The organism is Slackia faecicanis (genome assembly GCF_003725295.1).
Classification (GTDB): domain Bacteria; phylum Actinomycetota; class Coriobacteriia; order Coriobacteriales; family Eggerthellaceae; genus Slackia; species Slackia faecicanis.
The window spans coordinates 1-16,745 of the sequence record NZ_QICB01000009.1 but is presented as its reverse complement, the minus strand read 5'-3'; the positions used below and the strand labels follow the sequence as shown (position 1 = coordinate 16,745).

The window sequence follows — 16,745 nt, the reverse complement described above, 5'->3', positions numbered from 1 at the left end:
GAGCCGATGAGCCGTCATACGACGTACCGCATAGGCGGGCCCGCCCGCTACTATATCCAGGCCGACACGCTGCCGTCTTTGACCAGGGTCACCGAGGCCTTGCGCGCCTGGGGCGTGCCTTGGGTCGCGCTGGGCAAGGGCAGCAACCTGCTGGTCAGCGATGAAGGCTTCGACGGCGCGGTCATCACTCTCGGCCGCGGCTTTTCGGCATGCTGCTACAACGAGGACGTGGCCACGTTCTCCGTGGGCTCGGCATGCCGCCTGTCGCATGTCGTGCGCGAAGCCTTCTCGCACGGCCGCGCCGGCTTCGAGTTCGCCGTCGGAACGCCCGGCACGGTGGGCGGCGCGCTGCGCATGAACGCGGGAACGAGCCGCGAATACATCGGCAGCCGCGTCTGCACCGTCACCACGCTGCGCCCCGGCACCGGTCTGCGCCGCTACAACGCCTCCGATATCGAATGGGGATACCGCGAAACCTCGCTTCCCTACGACGAGATCGTGCTCGAATGCGAACTTTCCACCAACGAGGGCAACCGTGAGGAAATACGCATGCGCATGGAGCGCTCGCTTTCGAGGCGCCGCACCACCCAGCCGCTCGCGCTGCCCTCGTGCGGCAGCGTGTTTCGCAATCCCGAGCGCGAATCGGTGGGAAGGCTCATCGAGAACGTGGGCCTGAAGGGGGCTTCGTGCGGAGGGGCCCAGATTTCCGAGCTGCATGCCAACTTCATCGTGAACAGGGGAGGGGCGCGCGCCGTCGAGGTGCTCGCCTTGATTCACGCCGTCCAAAACGCCGTGGCCGACCGCTACGGCATCGAGCTTGTACCGGAGGTGCGTTTCCTTGGCTTCCCGCAATAACCGCCGTGCGACGCCCCAGCCGCGTCGCGCATCGAAGGCCCAGGTGAACATTCCCCGCGGAACGACCGCCCGGCCTCCCCGCACGGTGGGAAGGCCTTCTCCGCGCACGGTGTCGCCCTACGCCAAGCGCGATTTCGGCAGCGCCCAGCCGCGCGTGTCCACGGTCAAGGTGGGCTCGCTCGCCCAGAGCCAGATCAGCCGCGACGCGCGCGTGAACAGGTCGTATCGCGCCCATATGGCGAAGGTGTTCGTCCTGCTGGGCGTCCTGGCCGTCTTGGCCGCAGGCGTCGCGGGCGTGTATTTCTCTAATCTGTTCTCGATCAGGCAGGTCACGGTGTCGGGCGTGGAGCACCTCACCTCGACGGAGATGACCCAGCTCGCCAACGTGCCGAGCGACACCACGCTTCTCAGGGTCGATGCGGGCGCGATCAAGAACAGCATCATGCGCGACGCCTGGGTGGCCGACGTGGACGTGCAGAGAATCTTCCCCGAAACGCTGAACTTGGCCGTCACCGAGCGCGCCATCGGCGCCGTGGTCGAGGTGAGCGTCGACGAGGGCAAGTCGATCGAGGAGTGGGCCTTGTCGGTCGACGGCATGTGGCTGTGCTCCATTCCCGAAGAGGGAAGCGAGGCCGCCGCCGCGATCAGCCCCAAGATCTACGAGGACAAGGCCGAGGTGCTTGCGATCAAAGACGTCGCTTACGGCGTGATGCCCGAGGTGGGCACGTACTGCAACGACGAGAGCATCGTCAATGCGCTCGACATCGTCACGGGCCTGACCACCGATTTGAAAAACCAGGTGAAGACGGTGTCGGCCACGTCGACCGAAAACACCACGATCACCCTCGATTCCAACATCGAGATCGCGTTCGGCTCGGCCGACGACATCAGGGATAAAGAGCGGGTCTGCCTGCAGATCATGGCCGACCATCCCGGCAGCGTGTCCTATATCAACGTCCGCGTGGCGACAAGCCCCACGTGGCGCACGACGTAGGATAATGCGATATCGTGGAACTTCGACGATGATGGGTTACGCCCCGTCATCGTTTCTTGCAAACTCATAGAGTTCGTGTAAAGTGAATCTGTCATGCTTTCTTAACGATAGCCGGCAGATTGTTTGAGATAATGCGACGCAAAGAAACGCGCTGGATATGTAGCACGCATGGAGGATACGATGCCTAAAACTATTGGTTCTGAGCACCTGGCCGTCATCAAGGTCGTGGGCGTGGGCGGAGGCGGCACCAACGCCGTCAACCGTATGGTCGAGGCCGGCCTGAAAGGTGTCGAGTTCATCGCGGTGAACACCGACAAGCAGGCCCTGCTCCTTTCGAGCGCTGACAAGACCATCCACATCGGCGAAGAGCTGACCCGCGGTCTGGGCGCAGGCGCCAATCCTGAAATCGGCTGCCAGGCCGCCGAGGAATCCCGTGCGGAAATCCGCGAAGCGCTTGCCGAGGCCGACATGGTCTTCGTCACCGCCGGCGAAGGCGGCGGCACCGGCACGGGCGCCGCTCCCGTGGTTGCCGAAATCGCGCGCGAGGAAATCGGCGCGCTGACCGTCGGCGTCGTCACCAAGCCCTTCGGCTTCGAAGGCCGTCTGCGTCGTAACCAGGCCGAACAGGGCTGCGATCTGCTGTCCCAGAAGGTCGACACCCTCATCGTCATCCCTAACGACCGCCTGCTCGAGGTCATCGACAAGAAGACCTCCATGCTCGACGCGTTCCGCATCGCCGACGACACGCTGCGCCAGGGGATCCAGGGCGTGACCGACTTGATCACCATTCCCGGCCTGATCAACCTCGACTTCGCCGACATCCGCACCGTCATGAAGGACGCCGGCACCGCTATGATGGGCATCGGCTACGGCTCCGGCGAGAACCGTGCGCTCGACGCCGCCACGCAGGCCATCAACTCTAACCTGCTCGAGGCTTCCATCCAGGGCGCCAGCCGCGTCCTGTTCTCCATCGCGGGCGGCCCGGAGCTCACGCTCGCCGAGGTCGACGCCGCGGCACGCGCCATGGAGGCCGTCGTGGACGAAGACGCCAACATCATCTACGGTCAGATTATCGACGAGGGCCTGGGCGATCAGGTGCGCATCACCATCATCGCCACCGGCTTCTCCCGCACCACGCAGGCCGTCATGGACTTCGACAACGCGCGCAACGACCTGTTCGCCTCCACGGCGCCGGCCCGCGACACGTACACGTCCAACCAGAGCCATCCTACGTCCCCGGTCGCAACGTCGGCGAACGCCGCTTCGACCCGCATCGCGGACGAGGAGTACATTCCCGATTTCCTGCGCCGCCGCTAAGAGACATAGGTATCAGGCGATATGACCGCAAGCGTCTCATCGCATGAATCAGCGACCCTCGATATGCCGTTTCCTCGGCTTTCCGAGGGTCGCTTTTCTTCATGCACGCTCCTTACCGACGATGCGCTGTACGACGCGACGGGCGTCCGCATCGCTTTCACCCAGCGTACGGGCGGCGCGAGCCTGCCCCCGTACGACTCGCTGAACCTGGGCGGCCACGTGGGCGACGACCCCGCGCATGTGGCGCAGAACAGGCGATCGCTGCTCGAGGCTTTGGGGGCCGCGTCGGCCTCCTGCATCCAGCCGCACCAGGTGCACGGCGACGTCATCGTGACGTGCCGCGCCGCCCGCGACGCGCAGGCCTGCGCCGAGCAGGCGTCGCAAGGGGCCGACGGCGTGATCGTCGCATGCCCCGACACGGCCGCGATCCTGTGCTTCGCCGACTGCGTCCCCGTGATCGTCGCGGCGCCCAACGGGTCGTTCGCGGTGGTCCACGCGGGGTGGCGCGGCGTCGTCGCGCGCATCGCGGAGAAGGCCGTCGCGCGCCTGTGCGAGGCCGGAGGCGTCGAGCCCGCACGGCTCAACGTGTACATCGGCCCGCATATCCGCAGCTGCCACTTCGAGGTGGGCGAGGAAGTGGCGCAGGTCTTCGCCGACGAGTTCGGCGAGAGCGTCGTCTTGCCCGGCCCCTTCGTCGATATGGCCGAAGCGTTGCGCATCGGCCTTGTGGCATGCGGCGTGCGAGCCGAACGCATCGTCGACGCCCGGGCCTGCACGATGTGCGATGCCGGGCGGCGCTACTATTCCTACCGGGCATCCGGCGGCCGATGCGGCCGCCATGCGGCAGCGGCCGTCAGGGTTTCCGACAATGCAAGGAGGGCCGATCGGTGACTTTGAAGCAGCGATACGATCGCATAGACCATGAAGTGAGCGCGTCTTGCGAGGCGTGCGGCCGCTCGGCGGACGAGGTGACGATCATCGGCGTGTCGAAGACCGTGGGGCTCGAAGCCGTGGAAGAGGCCGTGGCCGCCGGCATCCACGATTTCGGCGAGAACCGCCCCCAGGAGCTCGCGCGCAAGCGCGATGCGTTTCCCGACGAGCGCTGGCATTTCATCGGCAACATCCAGTCGCGCCAGCTTTCCACGGTGGTGGGCCGCGCGTGCCTGATCCATTCGCTGTGCGAGCGCAGCCATGCCGAGAAGATCGACCGCCTGGCCGCCGAGCTCGGCATCGTGCAGGACGTGCTGATCGAGGTCAACGACGGCGAAGAGAACAAACAAGGCGTGCAGCCCGATGAATTGTTCGATATGCTGATGGCATGCAGCAAGCTGGAGCACGTGCGCGTCGTGGGGCTGATGACCATGGCCATGCGCGGCAGCTTGGGCGATGCGCGCGCGACGTTTTCCGACCTGCGCATCCTGCGCGACACGATGCGCGACAAGCTTGCGCGTTGCGGCGTGCAGGGCGTCGATCTGCATGAACTTTCCATGGGGATGAGCGACGACTATCTCGAAGCGATCCCCCAAGGGGCTACCATGGTGCGCGTCGGTCGCGCCATTTTCAGCGACGACTATGCGAGCTAACGGTCTCGCTCGAAGGATAAGGTGAAACAACATGGATTTGAAGATCCCCAAACTCGACGATCTGAAGGATCGCCTCGATTTCAAAGACCGCTTCGGGTTCAAGGACGCTTCGCACGCGCGTCCGTCCTCCTCGCATGACGATCGTCACGACGATCACTATGACGACCCCTACGATGATTCCTACGACGATTTCGGCCAGGAAGATTTCGGCGAATACGCGTTCGACGACAACGCCGATTACGCCCGCGAGACCCGCGAACCGCGCGAGCAGCGCGAGCCGCGCAAAGACGCCGCGGCCACGGTGTCGTTCGCTCCCCAGATGCCGAAACTCGTGACGGCCGACGACGTGCGCGCGCATACGCAGTACACGCCCAACGAAGAGGCGATCGATGCCGCAGCAGGCCGCGTCGAGCGCCCGGCCCAGGCCGACGAGCCGCGCCCCGCGCCCTTCGACACGACCTTCGAGCCTGCGCCTCCCAGCCAAGGCGCGCATGCCGCGAAGACGCCCGTTTCCGTGTCTTCCGCCCAGACCGGCGCCTTCGCCGCCGTCCAGGACATTCCTGCCATGCCCGCCATGTCCGTGGCCGACCCTCAGACCGAGGTGGCCGCGCCGGTGCCTGCGCAGCCCCAGCCCCGGATCGTCCAGCGCGCCACGCGCATCCTGACCGTGATCAAGCCCGAAAGCTACGCCGATGCCGAGCGCATCGCGAAGATCCTGAAGGCGGGCGACGTCGCGGTCCTTTCGCTGCGCAACACTCCCGATGCCCTCGGCAAGCGCATTCTCGATTTCAGCTTCGGTGTCGCATGCGCGCTCGACGCGCGCGTCGAATGCGTCTCGGGCCACGTGTTCGCCTTGACGCGCGGCGCCGGCCTCACGGAGGGCGAGACCAATCGTCTGCGCGACCAGGGGCTGATGTAAATGCTCGAATACCTCATCGTATCCCTGGCCGACGTGTACACGATGATCTTGTTCGTGTACGTGCTCATGTCCTGGATTCCGCAGAAAGGCGGCATCATCGCCGACATCGATACCGTGCTGGGCAGGGTCTGCGACCCGTTCCTCGATCTTTTCAGAAGATTCATCCCTCCGATCGGCGGCATGGTGGACATATCGCCGATTTTCGCCCTGCTTGTATTACAATTCGCTGTACGGCTGATCGTGGGCATCCTCTAGATCGGCATTTCTCTCTGCGTTAAGGAGCTGTCATGGCTATCACTTCCGAAGAAATTCATAACCAAAGCTTCACGGTTGACCGCAAGGGTTACGACGTCGACGAGGTCGATGTGTTCTTGGAGCACGTCGCTGCCGAAATCGACGGACTCAATGCCGAAATCGACGAGCTGACCGCCCGCATCCACGAGCTCGAGAGCGGCGTCTCCTACGAAGACGACGAGCCCATGGACATGGACGCCGCCTTCGCCGAGCCTGCGCTTCCCGGCCAGGACGAGGATGAAGCCGCCGAGCAGGGCGAGGCTTTGACCGAAGACGACAAAGACGCGCGCATCGCCGAGCTCGAGCGCCAGCTTTCCGAGAAGGAAAACGACGCGTCTGCCATCGCCAACGCGCTCGTGACCGCGCAGCGTTCCGCCAAGGAGGTCATCGACGCCGCCAACGGCGAGGCCAAGCGCATCAAGGCCGACGCCGAGTCCGACGCCGCCGATATCATCGACCGCGCCAATGCCGAAAAGGCGCGCATCGAAGACGCCATCGACGAGCTCGACCGCTCCCACAAGGAGACCTGCGAGATCTACGCCGAGGCTCTGAGGGCCTTCATCGACGACGCGAGCTCCAAGCTCGACGACGTGGAGGACGAGCTGTCCAAGAAGGACGGCAAGAAGCGCGCTCATGCCCGCTTCGCCAGCCCGAGCCAGGCTCCCGTGCACAAGGCCGTTCCCGCCGGCGCCACCGGCGCGGTCGCTCCGAGCTACACCGCTCCCGTTTCCGCCGCTCCGGCGACGCCCGTGACCATCCCGGTCGCTCCGAAGCCCTCTGCGGTCGAAAAAGACCTCAGCGGCTACGGCGACGCTTCCGACGCGTTCGACCTGGGAGATATCGACTAGAACGAAAAGCCCGCGCAAGCGGGCTTTTTTGCGTCTCGGGGCGGTTTCGCGGCCGGAAAGGGGCGGGCACGATGAACGTCGTGCCCGCCCTACGCCGCAGGAACCGGGCGGGCCGCGGTATGGCGCGGCGCATCGGCGCGGCGTGGAGACGGGTCGTTTCGCTGCAGGCGGCAATGCCTTTTCGCCATGCATTCGGCTTTTCGCATGCATGGCGAAAGGGGGGGGGCGTTCGGAAATCCGTCGGATGCGAGTTCGGCGCCGAATGCGGATGCGGACTTCGGCCTGAGGGAAGCGTCGCGTTCGCCTGTCGTGCTTCGAGGGCATCCTGATACGAAAAATGCTCCCTGAAGGGAGCATTGCATCGTGTGCCGTAGCGGGCCTATAAGCCGGGTTCTGTCTTCGAAGACGGTCATTTATCTAGGACGCGCGTCGCCGCGCGCCTCGAGCAGGCTACCCGCATGCACGGAGAGGCTCAACCGTATCGCATGCCTATTCGCCCTTGCTTCGGATGGGGTTTACCAAGCCATGCTGTTACCAACATGCTGGTGCGCTCTTACCGCACCTTCTCAGCTTTTCTCTTAACGCGAATGCGCCAGTGGGAGTTTAAGTTTCTTCAGCACTTTCCGTCGGGTTTCCCCGCCCGGCCGTTAGCCGGCATCCTGCCTCAAGAAGCCCGGACTTTCCTCATGAGGCCCGAAGGCCTCCCGCGACCATCCGGCCCGCATAGCGTCGGCTATTGTATCATTGGCGCGCAGGATGTGGGCGAAGAACTTCGCACGCATCGTCTTTTGCTTATATCGCGCGTCGTCGGGCGCGCTTTTCCATAGGAGGTCATACCAGGTGAATACGGGATTCGAGTGCGCCTTGGTGGGCGCGGCTTCATTCGACGCGGGCCATTTCTCGCACGAGCGCTTCGGTACGACGGTCGCGGTGGACGGAGGCTATGCGTCTCTGCGCAAGGCGGGCTTCGCCGCCGATTTCGCGCTAGGCGATTTCGATTCCCTTGGATACGTGCCGCTCGACGTGCCGATCGAGCGCCATCCGTCCATGAAAGACGACAGCGACACGGCGCTCGCCTTGGACTGGGCGCGGCTGCGCGGGTATTCGTCGGTCGCTGTCTACGGCGCCCTCGGCGGACGCCTCGACCATACGCACGCCACGATCGCCGCGCTTGCGGGCGCGGCCCATGCGGGCATGCGCGTCGCGGCCGTAGGGGAGGGAAACGTCCTGGCTGTCCTATCGCCGTCGTGCTGCGACGTGCTCGAGCTGCCCGCCCTGCCGTCGGGCACGTTCTCGGTGTTCTCGCTGTCCGACGAAGCCGCGGGCGTGACCGAGGTCGGCGCGAAATACGCGGCGGAAGGCGTCGCGTTGCGCAGCGACGTCACGCTGGGCCTGTCCAACGAATTCGTCGGCCGTCCGGTGCGGATCGAGCTTGCTTCGGGCATGCTGGCGGTCTATCTGCCCGCCTTGCCGTTGTCGTCGATGAGGTTCGGCCGACGTTAGGTGGCCCCGAAAGCCGCAGCCGCCGTGCGCCGCTCGGTGTCCATTCGGCGGTTGTGCGTGCCGGAAGGCGCGTAACGGTCTATAATCGGCCGCACATACGGGGAGCTCGTCGCAGCGGGCTGAGAGGGAACGTGCGCGTTCCGACCCGATGAACCTGATGTGGATAATGCCAACGAAGGGAGTTCGAAACCATGTCTCTTACTGCATCCGTTTCCGAGCGCGCCGACGCCGTGCGCGCCGCAGCGCCGCTCGTGCACTGCATCACCAACTACGTGACCGTCGAAAGCTGTGCGAACGCCGTTCTGGCCGCGGGCGCGAGCCCCATCATGAGCGACGAGCCCGACGACGTCGACGACATCACGTCCATCTGCGGCGCGCTCGTGCTCAATATCGGCACGCTGAACAAGCAGACCATCGCGGGCATGAAGGTCGCGGGCGCGAAGGCCGCCGAGCTGGGCCACCCGATCGTGCTCGACCCGGTGGGCGCAGGCGCTTCGAAGCTGCGCACGGCCACGGCCTGCGAGCTGCTCGATACGCTGCCCGTGGCGCTGGTGCGCGGCAACATGAGCGAAATCAAGGCCCTTGCGGGCAATGCCGCCGCTACCCAGGGCGTCGACGTGAACCCTTCCGACGCGGTGTGCGACGAGGACGATATCGCCGAAGCCGCGGTTTTCGCGCGCGATTTCGCCGCCAAGGCTGGGTGCGTCGTGGCGATCACCGGCCCGATCGACATCGTGGCCGACGCGACGCGCGCCTTCGCGGTGCGCAACGGCTCGCCTTTGCAGGGTCGCATCACGGGATCCGGCTGCATGCTTTCCGCCCTGTGCGGCGCATACGCGGCATGCGCGGGCGATGCGATGCTCGAAGCGGCGCTCGCGGCCGTGGTGCATATGGGCGCGGCGGGCCAGGAGGCCGAAGCGCGCATGGGCGACGCGGACGGAACGGGAAGCTATCACACCTATCTGATGGATGCCATTTCGCGCGCGACGGGCGCGTCGCTTGCCGAGGCCGCTGCGGTGGCCGAGGTCGCGTAATGGATGCGCCGCGTGCGTATCTGCGCGAAAACCCCGCATGCCTGCGCCTGTATGCGGTGACCGACGACGCATGGCTCGGCGGCCGCACGCTCGAAGCATGCTGCGCCGCCGCCGTGCGGGGCGGCGTCACGTTTCTGCAGCTGCGCGACAAGCATGCGACAAGCGCGCGCCTCGAAGCGCGGTATCGCGCCATCGAAGACGCCCTCGCATGCATGCCCGCGGCGTCGCGGGTGCCGTTCGTAATCAACGACGACGTGCAGGCGGCTTTGGCGTGCGACGCCGACGGCGTGCATGTGGGACAAAGCGACACCGCGTGCGCCCAGGCGCGCGCCCTGCTGGGCCCCGACAAGATCGTCGGCGTTTCGGCGCAGACGGTCGAGCAGGCCTTGGCCGCCGAGGCGGCGGGCGCCGATTACTTGGGCGTCGGGGCTTTGATCGCCACGGCCACCAAGCCCGATGCGGCCATCGTGGCGCGCGACGAGCTCACGCGGATCTGCGCGGCCGTATCGATTCCCGTGGTGGGAATCGGCGGGCTCGGCCCGGCCACGCTGTCGTGTTTGCAGAATACGGGCGTGCAAGGCGCCGCGGTGGTGTCGGCGGTGTTCGCCGCCGACGATATCGAGGCGGCCGCCGCCGCATTGAAAGAGGGGGTCGAACGTGTCGTATAGCGTTCCTTCGGTCGTAAGCATCGCGGGCTCGGACAGCTCGGGCGGCGCGGGCATCCAGGCCGATATCAAGACCGTCGAAGCCTTCGGCCTGTTCGCGCAGACGGTCGTCACCGCGCTCACCGTCCAGAACACGCTCGGGGTCTACGGCGTGTTCGACGCCGATCCGTCGTTCGTGCGTGCCCAGATCGATGCCGTGTTTTCAGACATCAGACCCGATGCCGTGAAAATAGGCATGGTCTCGTCGCCTTCGATTGTCGAATCGATCGCGCAGGGGCTTGCGGCGCACGAGGCGCGCAGCATCGTGCTCGACCCCGTCATGGTGTCGACGAGCGGCGCGCCGCTGATCGAAGACCGGGCGCGCGAAGCGCTTGTGGAGCGGCTGTTCCCGCTCGCGTCGGTCATCACACCGAACATTCCCGAAGCGGAGGTGCTGTGCGGCATGGCCGTCCGCACGCGCGACGATATGGAGCGCGCGGCGCGCATGCTGAAAAAGATGACGCCCGGGGCGGTGCTCGTCAAAGGAGGGCACGGCGTTTCGGGGGCTGACGACCTTTTGTGCTGCGACGACGGCCTGCGTTGGTTCGAGGGCCGTCGTATCGAGACGTCGAACACGCATGGCACGGGATGCACGCTTTCGAGCGCGATCGCATGCGGCCTGGCGCGCGGCGAGGGCGTTGCGGAGGCGGTCGAGGCTGCGAAGCGCTACGTCGCAGGCGCCCTTGAATCTGGCTTCGATATCGGGAAAGGGTCGGGGCCGCTCGATCATATGTGGCAGTATCGCGGCGAGAAATAATCCTGCCGCCGAACAGAATAAACCGTTTACCGAAAAACCGTGTCCACGATCGCATCGATTGCGTGGCGCGGTTTTTCGCGTATCGGCCCGACGGACAGGAAGCGGGCCGAAATGGGCATCCTGCGCGCATGGAAAAGCGCGGTTTTTCGACTTGTACGGGCACGGATGCGGCCGGGTCGCGGCACGATTCGATCCGGATTCGGGCCGGATTCGCGCCGGAGACGATCGGGAAACGGCCGACGATCGGCGCGGAATAAAAAAGAAGCCCTCGAACGAGAGCTTCTGAAGATTCGTGGTAGCCTGGAGGGGATTCGAACCCCCGATCTTCGCCTTGAGAGGGCGATGTCCTAAACCGCTAGACGACCAGGCCATATATGTATGCGCTGAATGGCTGGGGTGGAAGGAGTCGAACCCTCACATACGGCACCAGAAACCGCTGTCCTGCCATTAGACGACACCCCAATGCGTATCGCTTCAAGCGCGGGTTTGAATATTACGGTGCTTCCCCTTTTTCGTCAACTCTTTTTTCAAACTTTTTTGAAAAATATTTCCCGCACCCGGTTCGCAGGGGCATGATCCGCTCGTCGCCCATGCAAGCAGCGCGGCGCGTTCGTTGGGCAGGTCGCCGCGTATCGTTTCGAGCAGCAGCGCATCGAGCGTTGCCGCGATCGAGGGCCCGGCCGGCATGCCCGCCTCGATCAGCTCGCCTCCGCCGATCGCCAAATCGGCTCTTTTCAGCGGGACGGGGCCGCTCTCGAGGTCGTCGAGGATGCGGCTCATGCGCGCGCCGCGTTCGGGGCTCGCGTCATCGAATATCGCAAGGGCCGTCTGCAGCGTTATCAGGTCGCGCACGAACGCGATATCGCCGCTGTGCGCCGCGACGAGCAGGCGCGCCTGGAGCGGCACGGGGTCGCAGTCTTCGTCGAGCGCGGCGATCAAGGCGTTCACGCGCGCGATCAGTTTCCGCGGGGCGCGCAGCGTTCTCAGGCGGTCGTGCGCGGTTCCTTTCCCGCAGGCCTCCTCCATGCCGGCGAGCAATGCGGCGAAGCGCAGGTCGGCCCGCGTGGGAAGGGAGTCGAGGGCGCGCGCCGTGCGCCCGATTCCGCCGCCGAGCTGCAGGAACCCGGGAACCGCCGCCTCGACGACGGAGCGATACCGCGCGATCGCGGCGCCGCAGGCCGGGGCGAGCAGCGTCTTTTCGAGCTCGGCGAACACGCGTTCCCGCGCGATGCGTCGGATATCGCCCGCTTTGCGCACGGCGGCGTCGCGGGTGCGCTCGTCGGCGTCGAATCCGAGCTGGGCGCAGAACCTGACCGCCCGCAGGATGCGCAGCGGGTCTTCTTCGAATCGCTTGTCGGCATCGCCCACGGCCCCGACGATGCCCGCTTCGATATCGGCCTTCCCGCCGAAGGGGTCGAACAGGCCGCGTTCGGGATGGTAGGCGATCGCGTTCATGCAGAAATCGCGCCGTGCCAGATCGAGCGCTATGTCGTCGACGAAGGCCACGTCGTCGGGCCTGCGTCCGTCGCTGTAGGTCGACTCGGTCCGGTAGGTGGTCGTTTCCACCACCATGCCGTCGACGACCACGCCGACGCTTCCATGCTCGGCTCCCGTTTCGATGACGTGGCGCCCTTGCGCTTGGAAGATCGCGCGGACGCGCTGCCATCGCGCGGAGGTGGCGATGTCGAAATCGTGCGCGGGCCGGCCCAGAAGCGCGTCGCGAACGCAGCCGCCGACGAACCAGGCGGTTTCGCCTGCGGCTTCGAGCGCGCGCAGCACGCCGAGCGCGCGCGGGTCGATAGGTATGCAAACGGAGTTTTCCATGGGCTCCATGGTAGCGCATGGGGAAAACGCGGGGGATATTCGTCGGGAAAACCGAAAACGCATGCGAACGCCCCGCGAAAACCCGGGCTCCGTTTACGCTTCGTTTCCGGCATGGATGCGGCGCGATTCGGCCCCGGTTGCGTTGTCTACAATGAAATTCCCTGGTGATTCAAGGGGTATGACCCAGGGGGCGCCTGGCGCCGAGCTTTACCGAGGAGGGATTTGCAATGAGGAATTTCATCTCACATTCGGCTTGCTGCGGACGACGGCCGAAAGGGCTTGGGCCGTCGCGCATCCATGCGCGGCCGAGACTTCTCAAGAAGATGATGGAGAATCGAGCCGTCGCGCGATTCGTCGTCGCTCCCCGCGGGTTCGGCAAGACCTCGATCGTGTGCGAATACGCCGAATCGATCTTCGATTTCGAGAACGTCTTCTGGATCAACGGCCAAAGCCCGTGCTTCTTGCGCGACCTCGACGACCGCATCGTGGCCCCTTCGTTATTCGATGCGAGCCGGCACAGGTCGCTCGTCGTGTTCGAAGACATCCCGCATCTCGACGACGAACGCTCCGATGCGCTTTCGGACGATATCGACGCGCTGTTGAACAGGGGATGGGAGGTCGTGGCGGTGGCGACGCCCGCGACGGATTCGTTTGCCGAGCGCCAGAACGACCGCATCTGCATCGCGGCGCACGATTTGCTCGTCGACGACGAGGAGGCCCGCGCCTTGGGCGGCGTATCCGACGACGAAGGTCCCGGCGCCCGCATTCCCGCGCTGGCGTGGGGAGGCCCCGAGGGCGGCGCGCTTTTGCTCGACGGCATGCGTTCGGGCGATATGCCCGCCGAGATCCAGCTGGCCGTCTTCGTGATGGAGACGCTCGTGGAAGGGACGGTCGAAGACCTCGGCTCGTTCGTGTGCTCGCTGCGTAAGGACACGAGGCGCTTCATCGAGCAGCATTACCCCTATGTCGGGCTCGACCTGGTTGAAGAGACCTTCCATGCGCACGAGTTCCCGATCGCCGATATAGACGCGGCGTTTCGCGGCGTGCTTGACGACACCGTGGCGCGCGCCTCGTCGGCGAGTAGGGAAGTCTTGGTTTGCCGCCTTGCCTCGACGCTCGTGCAGCGGGGGCGTGCGCAGCGCGCATGCGAGCTCATGGCGGCGCTGTGCCCGCGCAGGCGCCGCCCGTCATGGATCGAGCTCGAACAAGAGCGCCTTTTCGCGGCGGGCGACATCGCGCCCGCGCAGCGTCTGTTCGAAAGCCTGGGAGAACGTCCGGGCGGCCTGACGCCCGCGCTGCTGATCGGCGCCGCGGCACGCTTGTGCGCGCTGGGCGACGCGCGCGCCGAGCGATACGCGTTGCGGGCCATGGCCCACGCCGACCGCAGCGATGAGCAGGCGTGCTCGGCGGCCCTTATCGCGTTCGCCGCATCCCCGCGCCGCGTTTCCTCGCGCGTCCGGGCGGCTTTGGCCGATGCGGGCGTGCGTTCGCTGGGGGAGGGCGGCGCCGCATCCGTGGTGGCATCGGCCTGGTCGCGACTGGGCGACGACCCCGAAGGCGCGCTGGCGGTCATGGAGCAGGCCTGCGCGCCTGCGACCGCGCAGCCGGTGTTTCTGGCGGGAGCGGCCCTCGTGGTGCGCGAGCTTCGCGCCGACGGGTCCCGCGGCGATCTGCTCGAGCGCGCCGTGTCGTGCGCGTCGCGCTGTGCGGCCGACCACCGCGCCGCGTCTTCGCGCGTCGATGCGTTCGAGGCGCTCCTGTACGACGCGATAGGTTCGGCCGGAGGCGCGTCCGATGCTCGCGCGGACGAAGCCGCGGCGCTTGCGGCCCGTCTCGCCGAGCAGCGTTCGGCCTGGAGCGTCGACGAGGGTCCGTCGCGTCGCGCCGCGCGCAAGGCCGAGGCGGCGCCTGCGCGCCCAGGCGAGGCGGCGAAGATGCGCGTGCGCCTGTTCGGCGGCCTGGAGGTCGACATCGAAGGCCGTCCGGTGGAGGCGGCCGCGTTTCGCAAACAGCGCGCGAAGACGCTGCTCGCGGTGCTGGTGCTGCATCGGGGCAAGGAGACGGCCCGCCAGGAGCTGCTCGACATCATGTGGCCCGATTCGTCGGGCGACCGCGCGTCGAACAACCTGTATTCGCTGTGGTCGGCTTTGCGCCGCGCCCTTGAAAACGAGCGGGGAGAATGCCCGTATGTCGTGCGCCATCAGGCCGGATACGTGGCCGATGCGCGCTATGTCGAAAGCGACGTCGACGAATTCGAGGCCATATGCCGCACGCTGTGCTTCGAGCGTCCCGACGCGCGCGAGTGGATGGGCCTGTACGCCCGCCTGGAAAGCGACTTCTTCTGCGACCTGCTTCCCTCGGAAACGGGCTGCGCCTATATCGATCGCTTGAGGGAGAGCTACCGCCGCCGTCTCGTGGACGTGCTCGTCACGGCCGCGGACAGGCTGTGCGACGTCGACGAGCCCCAGGCCGCGCTGTGGTTCGCCCGCGCGGCGCTCGACCGCTGCGATCAGCGGGAGGATGTCTATTGCGCCCTCATGCGCGCCCAGATGCTGTCCGACCAGCGCAGCCAGGCCATGGAAACCTTCCTGGCATGCAGGCGCTTCATGGCCGAAGAGCTGGGGCTCGACCCCTCCGAGCGCATGATGCGCCTGCATCGCGACCTGGTCGCCGGCAAGCATGATGGTTCGCCGGTGTCGCGAGGGACTGAACCGGGACAGGGGGCGATGTGTTAAAGTGACACCCGTATGAATGGGCATCGGAACGAATAGCGAGGCCGGCAGCCTCGGCCGCCGGCGAACGAGAGGTATCATGGGATTTCTATCGAAGCTCCTCACCTTCGGCGAGGGAAAGCAGCTCAAGGGCTATCAGGCGCAGGTCGCCAAGATCAACGCGCTCGAACCTTCCATGAAGGAGCGCAGCGACGAAGAACTGCGCGCCCTGACGGCGGAATACAAGAAGCGCGTCGCCGACGGCGAATCGCTCGAATCCATCCTTCCCGAGGCGTTCGCCACGGTGCGCGAGGCCAGCGTGCGTACGCTGGGTCTGCGTCATTTCGACGTGCAGCTGATCGGCGCCATGGCGCTCAACGACGGCCAGATCGCCGAGATGCGCACAGGCGAGGGCAAGACGCTCGTTTCTTCGCTGGCGGGCTACCTGAATGCCTTGACGGGCGAAAACGTGCATATCGTCACGGTGAACGACTACCTTGCTCGCCGAGACAGCGAATGGATGGGCCGGATCTACGGCTTTCTGGGCATGAAGGTCGGTCTGATCCAGAACGGCATGCGTCCGTCCGAGCGCATTCCCGCCTACCAGGCCGATGTCACGTACGGCACTAACGCCGAGTTCGGCTTCGACTATCTGCGAGACAACATGGTGACCCGCGCCGACCAGCGCGTCCAGCGCGGGCATCATTTCGCCATCGTCGACGAGGTCGACTCGATCCTGATCGACGAGGCCCGCACGCCGCTGATCATCTCCGGCGCCGGCGTGAAGGCCGCCGAGATGTATAAGAAGTTCTCCCAGGCCATGTTCGGCCTCGTGCGCGACGAGGATTACGAGATGGACGAGGCGAAGCGCACGATCATGGCCACCGAAAGCGGTCTGGCCAAGATCGAGTCGCGCCTCGGCATCGAGGACGTCTACGCCGACCCGTCCGGCCAGATGGCCAATCACCTGCAGCAGGCCCTGAGGGCCCACTTCCTGTTCCACCGCGACAAAGACTACGTCGTGGCCGACGGGCAGGTGAAGATCGTCGACGAATTCACCGGCCGCATCATGGAGGGCCGCCGCTATTCCGAGGGACTGCATCAGGCTCTCGAGGCCAAAGAGCGCGTGCGCATCCGCGAGGAGAACCAGACGCTCGCCACGATCACGCTGCAGAACTATTTCCGCCTGTACAGCAAGCTTTCCGGCATGACGGGTACCGCCATGACCGAAGACGGCGAGTTCCGTCAGATCTACAACCTGCCCGTGGTGGCGACCCCTGCGAACAGGACGCCTCAGCGCATCGACGAGAACGACCTGATCTATCGCACGATCGACGCGAAGTTCCGCGCGGTGGCCGAAGACGTGGCCGAGCGCCATGCGGCGGGCCAGCCCTGCCTGGTC

General features: G+C 65.7%; 15 protein-coding genes, 2 tRNA genes, 1 other RNA gene and 1 riboswitch. Of the genes, 14 read left to right on the top strand and 4 right to left on the bottom strand.

The genetic code is table 11. The features are described 5' to 3' along the window. Window positions 1–6 precede the first annotated feature (6 nt). The 8 genes from murB to DMP07_RS08400 all read left to right on the top strand — a co-directional run bounded on the left by murB (window position 7) and on the right by DMP07_RS08400 (window position 6,810). A complete protein-coding gene (gene murB / locus DMP07_RS08435; RefSeq protein WP_244594959.1) occupies window positions 7–855 on the top strand; it encodes a UDP-N-acetylmuramate dehydrogenase in 849 nt (282 codons plus the stop codon). Then, window positions 839–1,849: a cell division protein FtsQ/DivIB gene (locus tag DMP07_RS08430; RefSeq protein ID WP_123198702.1), complete on the top strand. Its 1,011-nt coding sequence runs from the start codon at window positions 839–841 to the stop codon at window positions 1,847–1,849. The genes murB and DMP07_RS08430 overlap by 17 nt, the downstream gene beginning before the upstream one ends. Before the next feature lie 180 nt (window positions 1,850–2,029). Then, on the top strand, window positions 2,030–3,166 hold the full coding sequence (ftsZ, locus tag DMP07_RS08425; RefSeq protein WP_123198715.1) for a cell division protein FtsZ: 1,137 nt from the start codon (window positions 2,030–2,032) through the stop codon (window positions 3,164–3,166). A gap of 63 nt (window positions 3,167–3,229) precedes the next feature. Continuing rightward, window positions 3,230–4,057 (top strand): purine nucleoside phosphorylase YfiH/LACC1 family protein, encoded by an 828-nt coding sequence (locus tag DMP07_RS08420; RefSeq protein ID WP_244594958.1) that lies wholly within the window; start codon window positions 3,230–3,232, stop codon window positions 4,055–4,057. Then, on the top strand, window positions 4,054–4,749 hold the full coding sequence (locus DMP07_RS08415) for a YggS family pyridoxal phosphate-dependent enzyme (RefSeq protein ID WP_123198700.1): 696 nt from the start codon (window positions 4,054–4,056) through the stop codon (window positions 4,747–4,749). Before DMP07_RS08420 ends, DMP07_RS08415 begins: the two co-directional genes overlap by 4 nt. Window positions 4,750–4,780: 31 nt before the next feature. Then, complete coding sequence (locus DMP07_RS08410) at window positions 4,781–5,668, top strand: cell division protein SepF (protein WP_123198699.1); 888 nt, start codon at window positions 4,781–4,783, stop codon at window positions 5,666–5,668. Further along, on the top strand, window positions 5,669–5,923 hold the full coding sequence (locus tag DMP07_RS08405; protein ID WP_123198698.1) for a YggT family protein: 255 nt from the start codon (window positions 5,669–5,671) through the stop codon (window positions 5,921–5,923). It abuts the gene before it with no gap. 32 nt (window positions 5,924–5,955) lie between these two features. Further along, window positions 5,956–6,810, top strand: a complete 855-nt coding sequence (locus tag DMP07_RS08400; RefSeq protein WP_123198697.1) for a DivIVA domain-containing protein — start codon at window positions 5,956–5,958, stop codon at window positions 6,808–6,810. 367 nt (window positions 6,811–7,177) lie between these two features. Here the strand turns inward: DMP07_RS08400 and rnpB are convergent. Beyond that, an RNA gene (gene rnpB, locus DMP07_RS08395) (RNase P RNA component class A) lies at window positions 7,178–7,536 on the bottom strand. A gap of 114 nt (window positions 7,537–7,650) precedes the next feature. Here rnpB and DMP07_RS08390 point away from each other — a divergent pair. The 4 genes from DMP07_RS08390 to thiD all read left to right on the top strand — a co-directional run bounded on the left by DMP07_RS08390 (window position 7,651) and on the right by thiD (window position 10,808). Further along, window positions 7,651–8,313 (top strand): thiamine diphosphokinase, encoded by a 663-nt coding sequence (locus DMP07_RS08390; RefSeq protein ID WP_161957067.1) that lies wholly within the window; start codon window positions 7,651–7,653, stop codon window positions 8,311–8,313. Between the two features lie 88 nt (window positions 8,314–8,401). Beyond that, window positions 8,402–8,512, top strand: a riboswitch (TPP riboswitch). Continuing rightward, complete coding sequence (thiM, locus tag DMP07_RS08385; RefSeq protein ID WP_123198695.1) at window positions 8,505–9,347, top strand: hydroxyethylthiazole kinase; 843 nt, start codon at window positions 8,505–8,507, stop codon at window positions 9,345–9,347. (Overlaps the previous riboswitch by 8 nt.) Beyond that, complete coding sequence (thiE, locus tag DMP07_RS08380; protein WP_123198694.1) at window positions 9,347–10,015, top strand: thiamine phosphate synthase; 669 nt, start codon at window positions 9,347–9,349, stop codon at window positions 10,013–10,015. The genes thiM and thiE overlap by 1 nt, the downstream gene beginning before the upstream one ends. Next, complete coding sequence (gene thiD / locus DMP07_RS08375; RefSeq protein ID WP_123198693.1) at window positions 10,005–10,808, top strand: bifunctional hydroxymethylpyrimidine kinase/phosphomethylpyrimidine kinase; 804 nt, start codon at window positions 10,005–10,007, stop codon at window positions 10,806–10,808. The genes thiE and thiD overlap by 11 nt, the downstream gene beginning before the upstream one ends. A gap of 293 nt (window positions 10,809–11,101) precedes the next feature. Here thiD and DMP07_RS08370 read toward each other — a convergent pair. The 3 genes from DMP07_RS08370 to DMP07_RS08360 form a co-directional block, all read right to left on the bottom strand. Beyond that, window positions 11,102–11,178 (bottom strand) — tRNA-Glu (locus DMP07_RS08370). Between the two features lie 18 nt (window positions 11,179–11,196). Next, window positions 11,197–11,270, bottom strand: a tRNA-Gln gene (locus tag DMP07_RS08365). Window positions 11,271–11,282: 12 nt separating this feature from the next. Continuing rightward, window positions 11,283–12,641, bottom strand: a complete 1,359-nt coding sequence (locus tag DMP07_RS08360; RefSeq protein ID WP_211324555.1) for a tRNA nucleotidyltransferase/poly(A) polymerase-related protein — start codon at window positions 12,639–12,641, stop codon at window positions 11,283–11,285. Window positions 12,642–12,955: 314 nt separating this feature from the next. Between DMP07_RS08360 and DMP07_RS08355 the strand changes: the two genes are divergently transcribed. Both DMP07_RS08355 and DMP07_RS08350 read left to right on the top strand, forming a co-directional pair. Beyond that, window positions 12,956–15,367: an AfsR/SARP family transcriptional regulator gene (locus DMP07_RS08355; RefSeq protein ID WP_148039661.1), complete on the top strand. Its 2,412-nt coding sequence runs from the start codon at window positions 12,956–12,958 to the stop codon at window positions 15,365–15,367. A gap of 76 nt (window positions 15,368–15,443) precedes the next feature. Further along, window positions 15,444–16,745: preprotein translocase subunit SecA (locus tag DMP07_RS08350; RefSeq protein ID WP_483259532.1), on the top strand; the 1,302-nt coding region annotated here is incomplete at its 3' end.